The organism is Microbacterium mcarthurae (assembly GCF_046064585.1).
In the GTDB taxonomy this organism is placed as follows: Bacteria; Actinomycetota; Actinomycetes; order Actinomycetales; family Microbacteriaceae; genus Microbacterium; species Microbacterium mcarthurae.
Genome location: NZ_JAROCE010000002.1, coordinates 147655 through 163329, shown reverse-complemented (window position 1 = coordinate 163329; position 15675 = coordinate 147655). Strand labels below are relative to the sequence as shown.

Annotated in this window: 10 protein-coding genes; 9 read left to right on the top strand and 1 reads right to left on the bottom strand. The window is 70.1% G+C overall.

The genetic code is table 11. The annotated features are described in order from the left end of the window. Positions 1-117: 117 nt before the first annotated feature. Positions 118-3720 carry a proline dehydrogenase family protein gene (locus tag P5G46_RS07355; RefSeq protein ID WP_408905358.1) on the top strand — a complete coding sequence of 1201 codons (3603 nt, stop codon included), beginning with the start codon at positions 118-120 and terminating at the stop codon, positions 3718-3720. 58 nt (positions 3721-3778) lie between these two features. On the opposite strand, the gene P5G46_RS07350 is transcribed toward P5G46_RS07355, so the two are convergent. Then, on the bottom strand, positions 3779-5875 hold the full coding sequence (locus P5G46_RS07350) for an RICIN domain-containing protein (RefSeq protein WP_408905357.1): 2097 nt from the start codon (positions 5873-5875) through the stop codon (positions 3779-3781). A 190-nt stretch (positions 5876-6065) separates the two neighbouring features. Here P5G46_RS07350 and P5G46_RS07345 point away from each other — a divergent pair, with 190 nt between their 5' ends. From P5G46_RS07345 to rocD, 8 genes are all read left to right on the top strand, one after another. Further along, positions 6066-7076: a LacI family DNA-binding transcriptional regulator gene (locus P5G46_RS07345; RefSeq protein ID WP_375095138.1), complete on the top strand. Its 1011-nt coding sequence runs from the start codon at positions 6066-6068 to the stop codon at positions 7074-7076. Positions 7077-7208: 132 nt separating this feature from the next. Further along, a complete protein-coding gene (locus P5G46_RS07340; RefSeq protein ID WP_408905356.1) occupies positions 7209-8471 on the top strand; it encodes an ABC transporter substrate-binding protein in 1263 nt (420 codons plus the stop codon). Between the two features lie 182 nt (positions 8472-8653). Next, positions 8654-9505, top strand: a complete 852-nt coding sequence (locus tag P5G46_RS07335) for a carbohydrate ABC transporter permease (RefSeq protein WP_375095140.1) — start codon at positions 8654-8656, stop codon at positions 9503-9505. After that, positions 9502-10395, top strand: coding sequence for a carbohydrate ABC transporter permease (locus P5G46_RS07330; RefSeq protein ID WP_239276893.1), 894 nt, complete (start codon positions 9502-9504; stop codon positions 10393-10395). The genes P5G46_RS07335 and P5G46_RS07330 overlap by 4 nt, the downstream gene beginning before the upstream one ends. An 11-nt stretch (positions 10396-10406) precedes the next feature. Continuing rightward, positions 10407-11663, top strand: a complete 1257-nt coding sequence (locus tag P5G46_RS07325; protein ID WP_408905355.1) for a family 1 glycosylhydrolase — start codon at positions 10407-10409, stop codon at positions 11661-11663. Then, positions 11660-13180, top strand: coding sequence for an arabinosylfuranosidase ArfA (arfA, locus tag P5G46_RS07320; RefSeq protein ID WP_375095142.1), 1521 nt, complete (start codon positions 11660-11662; stop codon positions 13178-13180). Before P5G46_RS07325 ends, arfA begins: the two co-directional genes overlap by 4 nt. Before the next feature lie 322 nt (positions 13181-13502). Further along, positions 13503-14387 carry a dimethylargininase gene (ddaH, locus tag P5G46_RS07315; protein ID WP_375095146.1) on the top strand — a complete coding sequence of 295 codons (885 nt, stop codon included), beginning with the start codon at positions 13503-13505 and terminating at the stop codon, positions 14385-14387. Further along, entirely contained in the window at positions 14384-15598 is a 1215-nt protein-coding gene (gene rocD, locus P5G46_RS07310) for an ornithine--oxo-acid transaminase (protein ID WP_408905354.1), read from the top strand. Before ddaH ends, rocD begins: the two co-directional genes overlap by 4 nt. The last annotated feature ends 77 nt before the right edge of the window (positions 15599-15675 follow it).

Genomic DNA, 15675 nt, shown 5'->3' with positions numbered 1-15675 from the left:
CGACGAAGCCCCGGCCGCCCGCTCGTGCGGCCGGGGCTTCGTCGATCTCGCTGTCGTTGTGCGGGCGGACCGGCGGGCCTCGGGTCGTGGGCACGCGCTCTGCTTAGGCTGTGGAGCATGAGCGAGAACGATCCGCAGACGCACGGTTCCCTGCTCTCCGGCGACGCCGTTGAGCGCGCCGTCGCCCTCGTCGAGTCGGGGCCCCTGCCGCCGGCACCGGACGCCAGTCGCTTCCTCGCGGACGCCGCCGACGGCATCCTGCGACCGGAGGGGACGACCGCTCCCGCCGCCGCGCTGCGCCGGGTGGCTGCGGACGTGCCCTCGACCGTTCCCTGGATGCTTCGCGGCGCCGTGCAGCTCGGCGGTGCGGTCGCCCCGGTTCTGCCGACGCCGGCCGTGCCGCTCGTGCGGCGGGCGCTCGCCGACGCGCTCTCCTCCCTCTTCCTCGACGCGCGCAGCGACCGCCTCGGCCCCGCGCTCGCGGCCTGCCGAGAGGACGGAGCCGTCCCGGACGTGCGGCTCACCGCGCCGCAGGTCCTCGGCGAGAGCGCCGCACGGCACCGCTTCGACGGCATCCGCGCCCTCGTCGCCCGAGACGACGTCGACCGGGTGTCGTTCGCGGTCCGCGAGGTGGTCACCGGCATGTCGGCGTGGGCGTTCGAGGCGGACGTCGAGCACGCCGCCGAGCGTCTGCTGCCGTTGTTCGTGGACGCCGAAGCGTCGGGCACACACGTCACCCTCGTCGTCGAGGGGCGCGACGACCTCGATCTCACCGTTGCTGTGCTCACGCGTGTGCTCGAGGAGGCGAGCGCGGCGTCGGCTTCCGCCGGCATCGCGCTGCCCGTCGCCGTCCCCGAGACGTTCGGAGCGTTGCGGGAGCTGGCCGCGTGGGCGGGCGTGCGGGCGGCCGCGGGGGGCGCGCCGCTCGTCGTCCGCCTCGACGACGCCGTTCCTCTCACCGACGACGCCCTCCGTGCCGCGCGGCACGGGTGGCCCGCCCCCGTCGCGACCTCGACCGCCGACCTCGACGCCCTCACCGTCGCGGCCGTGCGCGAGGCGCTCGGACGCCGCGGTGCCGAGGGTCTGCGGGTGGAGGTGGCCACCAGCGATCCGGTGCGCGCGGCGTTGGCGCAGACGCTCGCCGAGTCCGTCGGCGCGAGCATCGACCGGGCGGTGCCGCTGGGCGTCGAGCCCATCGCCTCGGGGCCGAGGATCGTCCTGGCTCCCGTCGTGCACCCCGACGATGTCGACGCGGTCATCGCCCCGCTCGCGGCGCGAACGGTACCGCCCCGCGCAGACGACACCGACGTCCGCGACCGGATCGCGGCCGCACTCGCGACGCCCGACGCGACGCCGGCGCCGCGGCGGGTCGGGCAGCGCGCGGCGACGCCGTCCCCCGCACTCCTGCGCGAGCCGGCCGTGGACGACCCCGCCGACCCCGGGCTCACGCAAGCGGTGCTCGGCATCGCCCGCGACGCCGCCCCGGGGGACACGTCGGCTCTCGCCCCCGACGTGCAGCAGATGCTCTTCGGCGGGCAGGCCTTCGTCGACACCGCCGTGTTCTCCATCCGCGAGACGACCGAGCTCGCGGGCGCGGCGCCGGGATTCCGCAACACCCCCGCCACCGACCCGGGCGTTCCCGAGGACCGCGCGTGGGTGCACGAGGTGTGGGCGGCGGTCGACGGATCGACGGCCGGCGACGCCACCGCGGCCGGCGGGCGCGTGGACGACGAGGCCGGACTGGACGCCGTGCTCACCCGGGTGCGCGAGGCCGCGACGGAATGGGGCAGCCGTGCCGCGGCCGACCGCGCGGTGGTGATCGGTGCGGCATCCCGGTCGCTCGCCGAGCGCCGCGCCGCTCTCGTAGAGGTCCTGGCCTCCGAGAGCGGTGCGCTGTTCGCCGAGGCGGATGCCGAGGTCGACACCGCCGTCGACGCCGCGGCGTACTACGCGGTGACGGCGAAGGAGCTCGACCGCGTCGCCGGGGCGGTGTTCTCGCCCGATCGGGTCACCGTCGTCGCTCCGCGCTGGAACTCCTCGGTCGGGCTGTGCGCCGCCGAGGCCCTCGCCGCGCTCGCCGCCGGCTCCGGTGTCGTGCTCACACCGTCGCCGCGCGCGCGACGAGCCGGGGCCGTCGTGGCCGAGGCGCTCTGGGCGGCGGGCGTCCCGCGCGACGTGCTCGCCTTCGTCGACCTCAACGAGGAGGCATCCGGTCGCGCGCTCATCGTTCACCCGGGTGTCGATCGCGTTCTGCTCGCGGGTGCGCGGTCGACCGCCGAACGCTTCGTCGCCTGGCGGCCCGACCTGCCGATGCAGGCCCTCACCGCCGGCCGCAACGCGGTCGTCGTCACGCCGTCGGCCGACCTCGACCGTGCCGTCGCCGACATCGTCGAGGGCGCTTTCGCGCGTGCCGGTCAAGCCGCCACCGCGTCCTCGCTCGTGATCCTCGTGGGCGCCGCGGGGCGCTCGACGCGGTTCCTCGCGCAGCTGAAGGATGCCGTGTCATCGTTGCGCGTCGGCCCCGCCGATGACCCGTTGTCCGACGTCGGTCCGCTGGTCGAGGAGCCCACCGGCGACGTGCGTCGTGCGCTGACCGTGCTCGCCGACGGTGAGCGCTGGCTCGTGGAGCCGCGCGAGCTCGACCTCGGGCCCGAGACCGCGGGACGCTTCTGGACGCCCGGGGTTCGCACGGGTGTCCACGCCGGTTCGCACCTCACCCGCGCCGCGGTCGCGGCGCCGGTGCTCGGCATCCTGCACGCCCCCACGCTGACGCGCGCGATCGAGCTGCAGAACCTCGTCGGGTCGGGTTTCGTCGCGGGGCTCCACACCCGCGACGCCGCCGACCTCGACCTGTGGCTCGACACCGTCGACGCGGCGGTGCTGCGCGTGAACCGCCCGACCACGGGAACCGTCGTGCAGCGGGAGCCGCTGGGCGGATGGGGACCGGCGGGCGTGGGACCGGGGGCGATGTCCGGCGGGCCCAACCGTCTCGTCGCCCTGGGGTCGTGGCGCCCGTCGTCGGGCGGACCCGCGTCGACGACGCTGCACCTGCGCGGGCTCGACACGCGCATCTCGACGCTGATCGAGGCGGCGCAGCCGACCCTCGACTACGCGGCGTTCGAGTGGCTCCGTCGGGGCGCGCTCTCGGACGCGGTGGCGTGGGACCGCGAATTCGGCCGCGTCAAGGACGCGTCACGTCTCGTCCTCGAGCGCAACCTCCTGCGGTATCGGCCGACGGACGTGGCCGTACGCGCCACCGCGGACGCCCCGTGGCACGCGGTGCTGCGCGTCCTCGTGGCCGCCGTGCGGTCCGGATCCTCGTTCGGCCTGAGCACCCCCGTGGGACTCCCCGCCGCCGTGCGGCACCTCCTCGGTGAGACCGGGGTGCCCGTCTCGGTCGAGACGGACGCGGAGTGGCTGCAGCGCATGGCGGGTGGCATCCCGGATGCCGAACCGGCCGACGACGGCACCCCCGTCGACGTCGCGCCCGCCGGGCCCCGCGCTTCGCGCGTGCGGCTCATCGGAACCCCCGCGTCGGTCGAGACACTCCGCGTGGCCCTGGCCGAGACGGTCGGCGGCGACCCCGCACTCACGGTCTACGCGGGCGAGGTCACGACGGCGGGCCGCATCGAGCTGCTGCCGTTCCTGCGGGAGCAGGCCGTCTCGATCGAGGCGTTCCGCTTCGGTCGCCCGGATGCCTGGAGCGCCGAGGTCATCTGACGCGACGGTCGTCCGCGGGCGCCCTGGTCGGAGGGCGGCCCGCGGACGACTGTTCTCGCTACTGGATGCCCTCCCGCGTGAGACGCCACTGCTGGCACGTGAGCCCGTTCGCGGGCCACTGCTGCGCGACCGCGCCGTCGGCCGTGGCGCATCCGTCGATCTCGAGGAGCTTGCCACTGTTGACGTTGGCGAAAGTCCACCATCCGCCCGCGGTGGACGCGTTCCACCGCTGCGTCGCGCTCCCGGTCGGCCCCCACTGCGCGGCGTCGGCACCGTCCGCGGTCGATGCCGCCGGGATCTCGAGGAGCTTGCCGCTGTTGAGGTTCGTCAGCTGCGTGCTCGTCCCCGACGGTGTGAGGGTCCACCGCTGCGTCGGGTGGGCGGTGGGGCCCCACTGGCCGACCGCGGCGCCGTCCGCCAGCGACGCGCCGAGGACCTCCAAGAGCTTGCCGCTGTTGCGATTGGTGATCTGGAACTGCGGATCCAGACCGGCGGTGCGCCACACGCGGAGGGTGTCGAGTTCGGCGAAGTTCGTCCCCTTGCCGAAGCGGATCGTGTTCGCGCCCGCGTTGAGCGTCACGGTCTTCTGCGCCCAGGCATAGCGTCCCCAGTCGACCGTGGGCGGGTACGAGATGGACGAGGCGCTTCCGCCGTTGACACTCACGGTGTGGCTGGCGGTGCTGCCGTATCCGTTGGCGTAGCGCACGTCGAGGGTGTAGGTGCCGGCAGAAGGCACCCGGACGGTGAACTGGACGGCACTGCCGCTGTTGTTGATGTTGCCGATCTTCTGCCCGTTCGCGGCCTGCGGGTGCACGACGACCGCGGCATCCGTGACGGTGGCCTTCTCCGCTTCGTACTGTTGCGCGTCCACCGGGATGGAGCCGACGCGGATGTCGTTCAACGCCGTCGCCGTGTTCTCGACGTTCGTGGCCTGATACAGCGTCCGGCCGTCCGTGCCGATGTCGATGCCCTGCGCGAATCCACTGAAGTTACCGCCCTGGGTGTCGCTGGCGTCGTACGTCACGGCCATGGGGAGCCGCTCCCACGGGCCTTCGCCGAGGTTGTAGTTGACGTAGAAGTTCTGGCCGCCGTCGATCGCACCGGTTGCCGTCAGCGACCACTTGGATGCCACGATCACCGTGCCCTTCGGTCCGCCGCTGGGCACCCATTTCACGTAGGGCGATGACCCGATGCCTCGGCCGTCGGCGAGCCGCACGGGCGTGCCGATGCTGGTCGTGTCGCCCCAATTCAAGCCGTCCGCGGAGGTCTTGAAGTACACCGGTGCGGTGTTCTGGGACTGGCTCGGGCGGTTGACCACCTCAAAAGTGGCGAGGTATCGACCGTCGGGGAGTTTCGTGACGGTGATCATGCCGGGACGGTCGCTCTGGTTCGGTGGTGCGGACACGTTCACCAGCGGCCCCCACGTCTGGCCTCCGTCGACCGAGCGGCGGTACGACACCGCTTGCAGCACGCCCGCAGACTTCTGGCGTTCGTCCGAGTAGTAGGCGACGAGTCCGCCGCCCCCATCCACCGCGAGCGACGGCTCCCACACCGTGGTCGTCGTCGACGTGGGGCTCGGGTCGTAGACGGCGGGGCCGCCGGCGTCGATCGTGCTCAAGGGTGTCCAGGTGGCGCCGCGGTCGGTGCTCTTGTAGACGACGAGCCGGCTGGAGGATCGATCCTGCGGCATGATCATCCCGGTCAGGAGCAGTGTTCCGGCGGCCAGCGATCCTGACGCTTGGGGCATCTCGTACAGGAACGGCTGCGCCGTGCGGGTGTAGCCGGGGAAAGCGACGCTGGGATCGACGTCGGCGATCTTCGTCCAGGTTGTCCCGTTGTCGGTGCTCCGGTGGATCGGATACACCTGCTTGCCGTTTTGCAGCACGAGTTTGTCGTAGGTCACCAGTTGGGTGCCGTTGGCGGATCCGTTGTTCTTGAGGACGATGATCTTCGCGTACGTCGTGCCCGCCGGAACTCCGCCTTCGGGGTTGAAGGACGAGCCTGCCGGTGGCGCGTACACGACGGAGCCGTTCCCGGTCGTGACGGCAGAGGCGGACATCGGGGCCGAAACGGCCGCGAGCGTGAGGGCCGCGGCCGCCAGGGCAGCGGTGAGCGCGCGGCGGTGTGGTCGGCGGGGATTCGGGGAAGGGGACATGGTTCCTGCTCCTCTGTCGGGGAGGTCGGAGCCGGCACGCGCCCGCGTCAGCGCAGCGACCCGCTCTCGCGTGGGATGCGCCCTACGACTACAACGTTGTAGAGCGATCCCGAAGCTAGGGGACGACGGGGGGTGCGTCAAGAGTTCTTCTGCAACGTTGTAGAGTCGGCACGGAACCGGGAGGGATGCCATGAGCGCAACGCTGCACGATGTGGCCCGCGCGGCCGGGGTGTCGATCAAGACGGTCTCGAACGTGATCAACAACTACCCGCACGTGCGGTCGGCCACGCGAGAGCGCGTCGAGGCTGCGATCGACGAGCTGCAGTATCGGCCGAACCAGGCCGCTCGAAGCCTGAGATCGGGGCGGACGGACATGATCGGCCTGATCGTTCCGGACCTTCGGAACCCCTACTTCGCCGAACTCGCCGACGATGTGATGCGCGCCGCCCGCGCGCACGGCTTCTCGGTCCTGATCGAGCAGTTCGACGCCGAGCGGGACAGCGAGCTCGCGGCCCTCCGGGGCGCACGCCGCCGAGGGTTGGATGGAGTGCTCTACTCCGTGCTCTCCCTGGGTGAAGACGATGCTGCGCTGCTCGACGACGTCGGGATGCCGATGGTTCTGCTGGGAGAGCGGATCTTCCACTCCGCGCACGATCACGTGACCATGCGCAACACCGAGGCGGCGCACGCCGCGACGGCGCACCTCATCACGTCGGGTCGCCGGCGCATCCTCGCGCTGGGGTCGCACCCGGGCGAGGTCGTCGGGTCCGCGGGCCTGCGGCTGCGAGGATACGAATCGGCGCTCGCGGAAGCCGGGCGTCCGGTCGACCCGCAGCTCGTCGTGCCGGTCGATCGGTGGCATCGGATTGATGGTGCCGATGCCATGCGGGCGGTCCTCGATGCGGGGATCGAATTCGACGGCGTCGTCGGATTCAACGATTCACTCGCTCTGGGGGCGATGCGTGTCCTCCTCGAGCGCGGTGTCCGCATCCCGGAGGACGTGGGGATCGTGGGTTTCGACGACCTCGACGAGACCCGGTACTCGTTGCCGGCACTGACCACCATCGACCCTGGTCGCGATGAGATCGCGCGGGTCGCCGTCGAGCTGCTCGTGGAGCGCATCGCGGGCAATCACGACACCGCGCCGCGCGAGATCCTCGCGGATTTCCGGCTCGTCGAACGCGAGTCCACCCGGGGCTGACGCCGACGCTTGACAATCACAGCACGTCGAGCAATCATCCTTTTACAACGTTTACCTACATCGTTGTAAACAGCATTGCCCCTTGCTCGACTGGGGCGCACCCGACGACGCAGTCACAGAAAGGCATCGAAGATGATGAACCGCACCGCAGCCGTCCTCGCGACGGTGGGAGCGACGGCCCTCGTGCTGGCAGGATGCTCCGGCTCCTCCAGCCCGGCCACCGAGGGCCCGGTCCAGCTCACGTTCTGGCACGGCTACACCGAAGCCGACGGCGAGGTCCTCGACCAGATCGTCGCTGACTTCAACGCGTCCCAGGACGCCTATGTCATCACCCCGGAGACCAAGACGTGGGCGGTCATCGACGACACCCTCCTCCCGGCGTTGACTTCCGACCAGGGCCCGGACATCGTGGCCATGCCGGCCGAGCGCATGCCCGTGTACGCGGATCGCGGTGCCTTCGCCGACCTCACGGACTTCTACGCCAACGCCGACAGCAACACCGCCGACCTCGTCCCCCAGGCCGTGGACATGGTCACGGTGAACGGCACGTCGTACGGGGTCCCGACCGGATTCGTGCCGCTGGCGATGTTCTACAACAAGGCGCTGTTCGCCGAGGCCGGCATCACAGAGGCGCCCACGACATGGGACGAATGGGTGGCGGATGCCACGCAGCTGACCGTCGACGAGAACGGCGACGGCACGCCGGAGCAGTACGGCGTGGCGATCCCCGACCACGCGACGGTCGCCAACGGCCTGTGGCCGAGTCTCCTGCTCAGCGGCGGAGGTCAGATCGTCGAGGGCACGGACGAAGCAGTCATCGATTCGCCCCAGAACGCCGAGACGCTCGCCTTCTGGACCGACGCGATCACGAATGACAAGATCTCTCCGACCGGCCTCGACGGCATCGGCGCGGACGAGCTGTTCAGCTCCGGCAAGGCCGCCATGCACGTGGGCGGTCCGTGGATGGCATCCATCGCCAAGGACAACAACATCGATTACGGGATCGCCGCGATCCCCGCGGGTCCGGCCGAGCAGGCCGCCTCGGCCATCGGCGTCGCCATGGGCGTCACCGAGCAGGCCGACGAGGCGAAGAAGGCGGGTGCAGAGGCGTTCTTCGCCTACTTCTTCCAGGAGGACGTCGCCACGGAATGGTCGCTCGCGTCCGGTTGGCCGCCGCTGCGCACCGACATCCCGCTGAGTGAAGTCTCGTCCAACCCCGTGGTCGCTGCCCTGAGCGAGATCGCCCCCACCGGTCGTGCGCTGCTCCCGGGGGTGGTCAACAGCGTGGACGTCATCACATCCATCGACGAGCTGACCCAGAAGGCCGTCGCCGGCGGGGACATCGACGACCTCTTGCAGACCGCTCAGAGCCAGATCCAGCAGGCCATCGAGTGATCGACGGCACGGGAGGGGCGCCCGCGTCGCCCCTCCCGTGTCTCCCGAACCACCCCACGGACAGGAACTCCATGACCACGCACGCCCCGAGTGCGCCCGCCCGACGCCCCGGCGCCTATCGGCCTCCGACGCCCCTCGGGGGCCGCGGGCCCCTCCGCCACAGCCCCCGGCACCGTCTCACGGTGATCGCCTTCCTCACGCCCGCGATTGTCATCCTCACGGTCTTCGTCGCGTGGCCGATGATCTCGGCGCTGCGGTTGTCGTTCACCGATTCCAGCGGCTTCGGCCGCGAAGAGTTCGTCGGCCTCGAAAATTACGTGCGGGTCTTCACCGACGGCGACATCCTGCGGGCCATGGGCAACACCGCGCTGTACGCGGTGCTGTTCACCCCCCTCGCGATCGCCATCGCGCTGGCCTTCGCGTTGTTGCTGAACAACCCGTCCCTGCCCCTGCGCGGGCTCTTCCGAACGGCGCTTTTCACGCCGTTCATCGTGTCGTTGGCGGTCGCGGCCTTCGCCTGGTCGTATCTGCTGGACCCCCAGATCGGGCTCCTGAACTTCTGGCTGCGCGGTGTTGGCATCCAACTGGGCAACGTGCTGCAGGACCCCACCCTCGCCATGCCCGCCGTGGTGCTGGTCGCCGTCTGGAAGAGCTTCGGGTTCTACATGGTGATCTTCCTCGCGGGCCTGCAGGACATCCCGACGAGTCTCTACGAGGCGGCCCGCGTCGACGGGGCCACGGCGTTCCAACGATTCCGCAACATCACCTTGCCGATGCTCGCGAACACCATGGGTTTCGTCGTCATCGTCGCACTCATCGCCGCCCTGCAGGCGTTCGACCAGATCTACGTCATGACCGGCGGCGGGCCCTACGGAACGACGCAGACCATCGTGATGGAGATCTACCAGTCCGGGTTCCGCAAGCTCGAGCTCGGTTTCGCTTCCGCTCTGTCCTACGTGCTCCTGCTCATCACGCTCGTGCTGAGCCTGGCGCAGTTCCTCTTTTTCTCTCGTCGGGAGAAGGACGCCGCATGACCGCTCTCGCGCCCGCCCCCTCCGTTCCCGCGGCCGTCGCTCTCCGCCGCCGACCGTCGCCGCACGCTCGTCGTCGGCGTGCCGTTTCTGCGCTTCTTCTCGTCGTCGTCGGTATCGCGACGCTGGCTCTGATGCTGCCGATCCTCATCATCGTGTTCACGGCGTTCAAGCCGGTCGCCGAGGTCAACGCCTACCCGCCGACGCTCCTGCCCGCAGAGTGGACGCTCGACAACTTCACGCGCATCTTCACCGACCTGCCGTTTGCGCGCCTCATTCTCAACAGCTTCGTCTTCGCGGGCGGCGTGACCGCGTTCGCGTTGGTCTTCGACTCCCTCGCGGCCTACGCGCTCGCGCGACTGGACTTCCGCGGCAGCCGCGTGCTCTTGATCGCCATCATCGCGAGCCTGATGATCCCGTTCCAGGCCACCCTCATCCCGATCTACCAGCTCGTCGCCGACCTGGGGTGGGTGAACTCCTACGCCGGGCTCATCGCTCCGCGCGCGGCCGATGCGTTCGGCATCTTCTTCCTGCGGCAGTTCTTCCTCTCTCTGCCCCGTGATCTCGACAACGCCGCACGGATCGACGGAGCCAGCGAACTGCGCATCTTCCGCAGCATCGTGTTGCCCAATGCGGTCCCCGCGCTCCTGACGCTTGGGATCTTCACCTTCGTCAACAACTGGAACGACCTGCTGTGGCCGCTGGTGTTCACCACGCAGGCCGAGATGGGCACGGTCACCTCGGGATTGACGCTTCTGACGGGCCCGGGCGGGATCATCCCGCAGGGCGTCATGATGGCCGGCTCGCTCATCGCCGTGCTGCCGCTGGCCATCCTCTTCCTGATGATCCAGAGGCGGTTCGTCGAAAGCGTCGGAACGTCAGGACTGAAATGAGAGAGCAACGGATGCCGACCACCCCCTGGTACCGCGACGGCCGCCTGCACTTCGGGGCGGGCATCGAAAACACGTTCGTGCCCCAGGAGCGCGCGGGAGAGCGCGCCATCGACGAGTACGCGCTCACCGATCACTACGCCCAGTGGAGCGGCGACCTGGATCTCGCGGTTTCGGTCGACGCGGAGTTCCTGCGATGGGGGATTCCCTGGCACGTCGTGTCGCCGGAACCCGGGCGATGGGACTGGTCGTGGACCGATCGTGTGCTCGACGGCTTCGCCGCGCGGGGCCTGCGCCCCATCGTCGACCTGCTGCACTACGGCACGCCGACCTGGATCGAAGGCGAGTTCGCCCACCCGGACTATCCGTCCTTCGTCACCGAGTACGCGGCGCGGGCGGCGGAACGGTATCGCGATCTCGCGACGGACTACACCCCCGTCAACGAGCCGATGCTGCACTCCCTGTTCAGCGGCGAATACGGCTACTGGCCCCCGTATCGCTCCGGCCCGGCAGGACTCGTCCAGATCGCGACGGCGATCGCGCGCGGATTCGTCGGCACCCAACGTGCCGTCGCGGACGTCCTCGGGCACGAAGCCACGTTCGTGCACGTCGACGCCTCGATGCGGTACGCGGGTGATGTCGACGCCCCCGAGCATCGCGAGACCGCGTACCGGTACGCGCACCAGGCGTTCCTGGTCGAGGATCTCGTGACCGGCCGGGTCGGACCGGACCACGCGCTGCTGCCCTTCCTTCTCGCCCACGGTCTCGACGACGACGCGTTGACGTGGTTCGCCGACAACGCGGTGCAGCCGGACGTGATGGGAGTCAACTACTACCCCCGCCACTCCACGGAGCTGTTCGAGTCCGGCATCCATCACGGAGGTGGATTCGCCGACCCCCGTCCGACACGGGACGACGGCGTCGAGGGACTCGAGGAGATGTTGCGGACGTACGCCGAGCGCTACGGCGCCCCCGTCATGCTCGCCGAGACGTGCGTCACCGACGACGTGCCCACGCGACTGGCCTGGCTCGACGCGTCTGTGGCCGCCGTCAACGGTCTGCGAGCCGACGGCGTCGACGTGGTCGGCTACACATGGTGGCCGCTCTTCGACATGTACGAGTGGACGTACCGCCACAGCGAGTTGCCCCGCGCCGCTCATCTCTTGACCATGGGCCTTCACGATCTCGTGGAGACCCCGACCGTTCTGGCACGCCGACGCAACCCGGTGGCCGACAGATTCGCCGAACACGCATCCCGAGGAGCACGATGACCACCGCCCGCTTGACCATTGACGCGCGTTTCCCCATCGGGGAGGTGCGGCGTCGCCTCTTCGGCGGCTTCGTCGAACATCTCGGACGTCACGTTTACGACGGCATCTACGAACCCACCCATCCCGACGCCGACGAACAGGGGTTCCGCCGTGATGTGCTCGAGCTCGTGCGCGAGCTCGGCGTCTCGATGATCCGGTACCCCGGCGGCAACTTCGTCTCGGGCTTCCGCTGGGAAGACAGCGTCGGGCCGCGAGAGCAGCGGCCCCGCCGTCTGGACCTCGCCTGGCACTCCACCGAGACCAACGAGGTCGGCCTGCACGAGTTCGCCGACTGGCTCGACAAGGCCGGCAGCGAGCTGATGCTCGCGGTCAACCTCGGAACGCGCGGCACGCTCGAAGCGATCGACCTGCTCGAGTACAGCAACCTCCCCGGCGGCACCACGCTGTCGCAGCAGCGCATCGACAACGGCCGCCAGGCGCCGTTCGATGTGCGGGTGTGGTGCCTCGGCAATGAGATGGACGGACCCTGGCAGCTCGGGCACCGCTCCGCGGAGGACTACGGCAAGCTGGCCGCGCAGACGGCGAAAGGCATGCGACAGCTCGACCCGTCGATCGAACTCGTCGTGTGCGGGTCGTCGGGCGCGCAGATGCCGACCTTCGGCGAGTGGGAGCGCGTTGTCCTCACCCACACGTACGACGAGGTCGACATGATCTCGTGCCACGCGTACTACCAGGAGCACGACGGCGACATCGACTCGTTCCTGGCGTCCTCGGTCGACACCGACCGCTTCATCGAGGCCGTCGTGGCCACCGCGGATCACGTCGGCGCTGTGCGCGGCAGCGACAAGCGCATCGACATCTCGTTCGATGAGTGGAACATCTGGTACCAGACCCGCTTCCACGACGTCGACCAGCTGAGCGGCATCGACAACTGGCCCGTCGCGCCGCGTCTGTTGGAGGACGTCTATTCGGCCGTGGATGCCGTGGTGTTCGGCAGCCTCATGATCTCGCTGCTCACCCACGCCGACCGGGTGGCATCCGCCTCTCTCGCTCAGCTGGTGAACGTGATCGCGCCGATCATGACCGAACCCGGCGGGCCAGCCTGGAGGCAGACGACGTTCTACCCGTTCTCGATCACCTCGCGGCTCGCGCGCGGCGAGGCGCTGCGCGTACAGGTGGAGGCCGGGACGATCGAGACGGCGAAGTACGGCACGGTGTCGGCGGTGGATGCCGTCGCCACCCACGACGCCGAGACGGGTGCCGCCGCGGTGTTCCTGGTGCACCGCGGGCGGCACGAGCCCGTCGACATCGCGATCGACATCAGCGGCTTCGGGGACGTCGAGCTCGTCGAGACGCACGTGCTGCACGATGACGACCCCTCCGCCAGCAACACGCTGGAGCAGCCCGATCGTGTGCAGCCCCGCCCGCTCGAGGGAGCGCACATCGAGGGCGGCATCCTGCACGTGACGCTGCCGCCTATCGCCTGGGCGGCGCTCGCGCTGAAGCGCATCGGCTGACGCCGGGAGGAACGTCCCTCCACTGCGGGCCCGCGAGGGTTCGTGGCGGAGGGGCGTTCCGTGCGCGGTGCGGTGGTTCCGGGATGTGCACTCCCGCCGTCGGACCGAGATGGATGCCACTGACCGCGCGCATCACGGACGTTGTGCGCCGCGAACGCCCCTCACCCGCCCGCATTCGCACGCGACGGGCGCCGTTGGGTGCACAATGGAATCGGCGTGCCCGGACCGACCTTTCCCCGCACGGCGCAATCGGCGCCGCCGGGTCGAAGGGCCACCGGGCCCAGAGGACAGCGTCCGCCGCACCTTCTCCTGAGGAGCAGAGATGTCCGCGAACCCCACCGCCGCCGCCGTCGAGACCGAGACGAACGAGCGCGTGCAGCAGCACCGCCGGTACCTCATGTGCCGGCCCGAGCACTTCACCGTCAGCTACAGCATCAACCCGTGGATGGAGCCGTCGCGCCCCACCGACACCGACCTGGCCCTGCGCCAGTGGCAGTCGCTCTACGACACGTACGTCGCGCTCGGTCACGAGATCGAGCTCATCGACCCCGTCGAGGGTCTGCCCGACATGGTCTACACCGCCAACGGCGGCTTCGTCATCGACGGTGTGGCGTACGGCCCGAAGTTCCGCTTCCGCGAGCGCGCCGACGAGGCTCCCGCGTTCATCGACTGGTTCGCCGCGAACGGCTTCGAGGTCGCCGAGCCCGTCGAGGTGAACGAGGGCGAGGGTGACTTCCTGCTCGTCGGCGACACGATCCTCGCGGGCACCGGTTTCCGCTCCACGGGCGACAGCCACCGCGAGGTGGGCGAGGTCTTCTCGCGCGAGGTCGTGTCGCTCACGCTCACCGACCCGCGGTTCTACCACCTCGACACCGCGATCGCCGTGCTCGACCCGGTCGAGGGCGTCGGCGGCGTCGAGAAGGCCAACATCGCGTACCTGCCGAACGCGTTCGACGAGCGCAGCCAGGCGATCCTGCGCGAGCGCTACCCGGATGCCATCCGGGTCTCGGATGCCGACGGCGCGGTGTTCGGCCTGAACTCCGCCAGCGACGGCAAGAACGTCATCATCTCGCCCCGCGCGAAGGGCTTCGAGGCGCAGCTGCGCGAGCGCGGGTACACCCCGGTTCTGGTGGATCTGTCCGAGCTGCTGCTCGGTGGTGGCGGCATCAAGTGCTGCACGCTGGAGCTGCGCGGAGGCACCCGATGAGCACCGCCGTCGACGACCTCGGCGCGCAACTGATCGCCGCCGAGAGCGCGCACGTCGCGCACAACTACCACCCGCTCCCGATCGTCGCCGCGCGCGCCGAGGGCGTCTGGGTCACCGACGTCGAGGGCAAGCGCTACCTCGACCTGCTGTCGGCGTACTCCGCGCTGAACTTCGGCCACGGCCATCCGGCGATCCTCGCCGCCGCCCGCGAGCAGTTGGATCGCCTGACCCTCACGAGCCGCGCGTTCCACAACGACAAGCTCGGGCCGTTCGCGACCGCTCTCGCGCAGCTGTGCGGCAAAGATCTGGTGCTGCCGATGAACACCGGCGCCGAGGCGGTCGAGACGGGCATCAAGGTCGCTCGCGCGTGGGGCTACCGCTCCAAGGGCATCGCGCCCGACGCCGCCACGATCATCGTCGCCAACGGCAACTTCCACGGCCGCACCACGACGATCGTCGGGTTCAGCGACGACCCGGTGGCGCACGACGACTTCGGTCCGTACGCGCCGGGCTTCGTCCACGTGCCGTACGGAGACGCGGATGCCATCGCCGCCGCGATCGACGAGAACACCGCCGCGGTGCTCGTCGAGCCGATCCAGGGCGAGGCCGGCGTCGTCATCCCGCCCGAGGGGTTTCTCCGCCGGGTGCGGGACATCTGCACCGAGAACGGTGTCCTCTTCATCGCCGACGAGATCCAGTCGGGACTCGGCCGCGTGGGCGAGACGTTCGCGTGCGACCGCGAGGGCGTCGTGCCCGACATCTACCTCCTCGGCAAGGCGCTGGGTGGTGGCATCCTGCCGCTGTCGGCGGTCGTCGCGAACGAGGACGTCCTCGGGGTCATCCGGCCCGGCGAGCACGGGTCCACGTTCGGCGGCAACCCGCTGGCCAGCGCCGTGGGCTTGCGGGTCGTCGAGATGCTGGCATCCGGCGAGTTCCAGACCCGCGCCAAGGCGCTGGGCGAGCATCTCGCGCAGGCACTGCAGGGCCTCGTCGGTCACGGCGTGACCGCGGTGCGGGTGGCCGGGCTCTGGGCCGGTGTCGACATCGATCCCGCCGTCGGGAGCGGCCGCGAGATCGCCGAGAAGCTGCTCGCCCGGGGCGTGCTGGTCAAAGACACGCACGGGCAGACGATCCGCATCGCACCCCCGCTGACGATCCGGGCGACCGAGATCGACTGGGCGATCGAGCAGCTCCGCCACGCCCTGTCCTGAGGAGCGCGAGTCGCCAGGATTTGTCGCCCCGGCATTGCCGTAGGCGACAAAACCTGGCGACTCACGCGCGGTCGGTG

Bases quoted from the DNA above. Each gene is read 5' to 3' on its own strand.
- P5G46_RS07340 (WP_408905356.1), top strand. From the start codon at position 7,209: ATGATGAACCGCACCGCAGCCGTCCTCGCGACGGTGGGAGCGACGGCC.
- arfA (WP_375095142.1), top strand. From the start codon at position 11,660: ATGACCACCGCCCGCTTGACCATTGACGCGCGTTTCCCCATCGGGGAG.
- P5G46_RS07355 (WP_408905358.1), top strand. From the start codon at position 118: ATGAGCGAGAACGATCCGCAGACGCACGGTTCCCTGCTCTCCGGCGAC.
- rocD (WP_408905354.1), top strand. From the start codon at position 14,384: ATGAGCACCGCCGTCGACGACCTCGGCGCGCAACTGATCGCCGCCGAG.
- ddaH (WP_375095146.1), top strand. From the start codon at position 13,503: ATGTCCGCGAACCCCACCGCCGCCGCCGTCGAGACCGAGACGAACGAG.
- P5G46_RS07350 (WP_408905357.1), bottom strand. From the start codon at position 5,875: ATGTCCCCTTCCCCGAATCCCCGCCGACCACACCGCCGCGCGCTCACC.
- P5G46_RS07325 (WP_408905355.1), top strand. From the start codon at position 10,407: ATGCCGACCACCCCCTGGTACCGCGACGGCCGCCTGCACTTCGGGGCG.
- P5G46_RS07330 (WP_239276893.1), top strand. From the start codon at position 9,502: ATGACCGCTCTCGCGCCCGCCCCCTCCGTTCCCGCGGCCGTCGCTCTC.
- P5G46_RS07345 (WP_375095138.1), top strand. From the start codon at position 6,066: ATGAGCGCAACGCTGCACGATGTGGCCCGCGCGGCCGGGGTGTCGATC.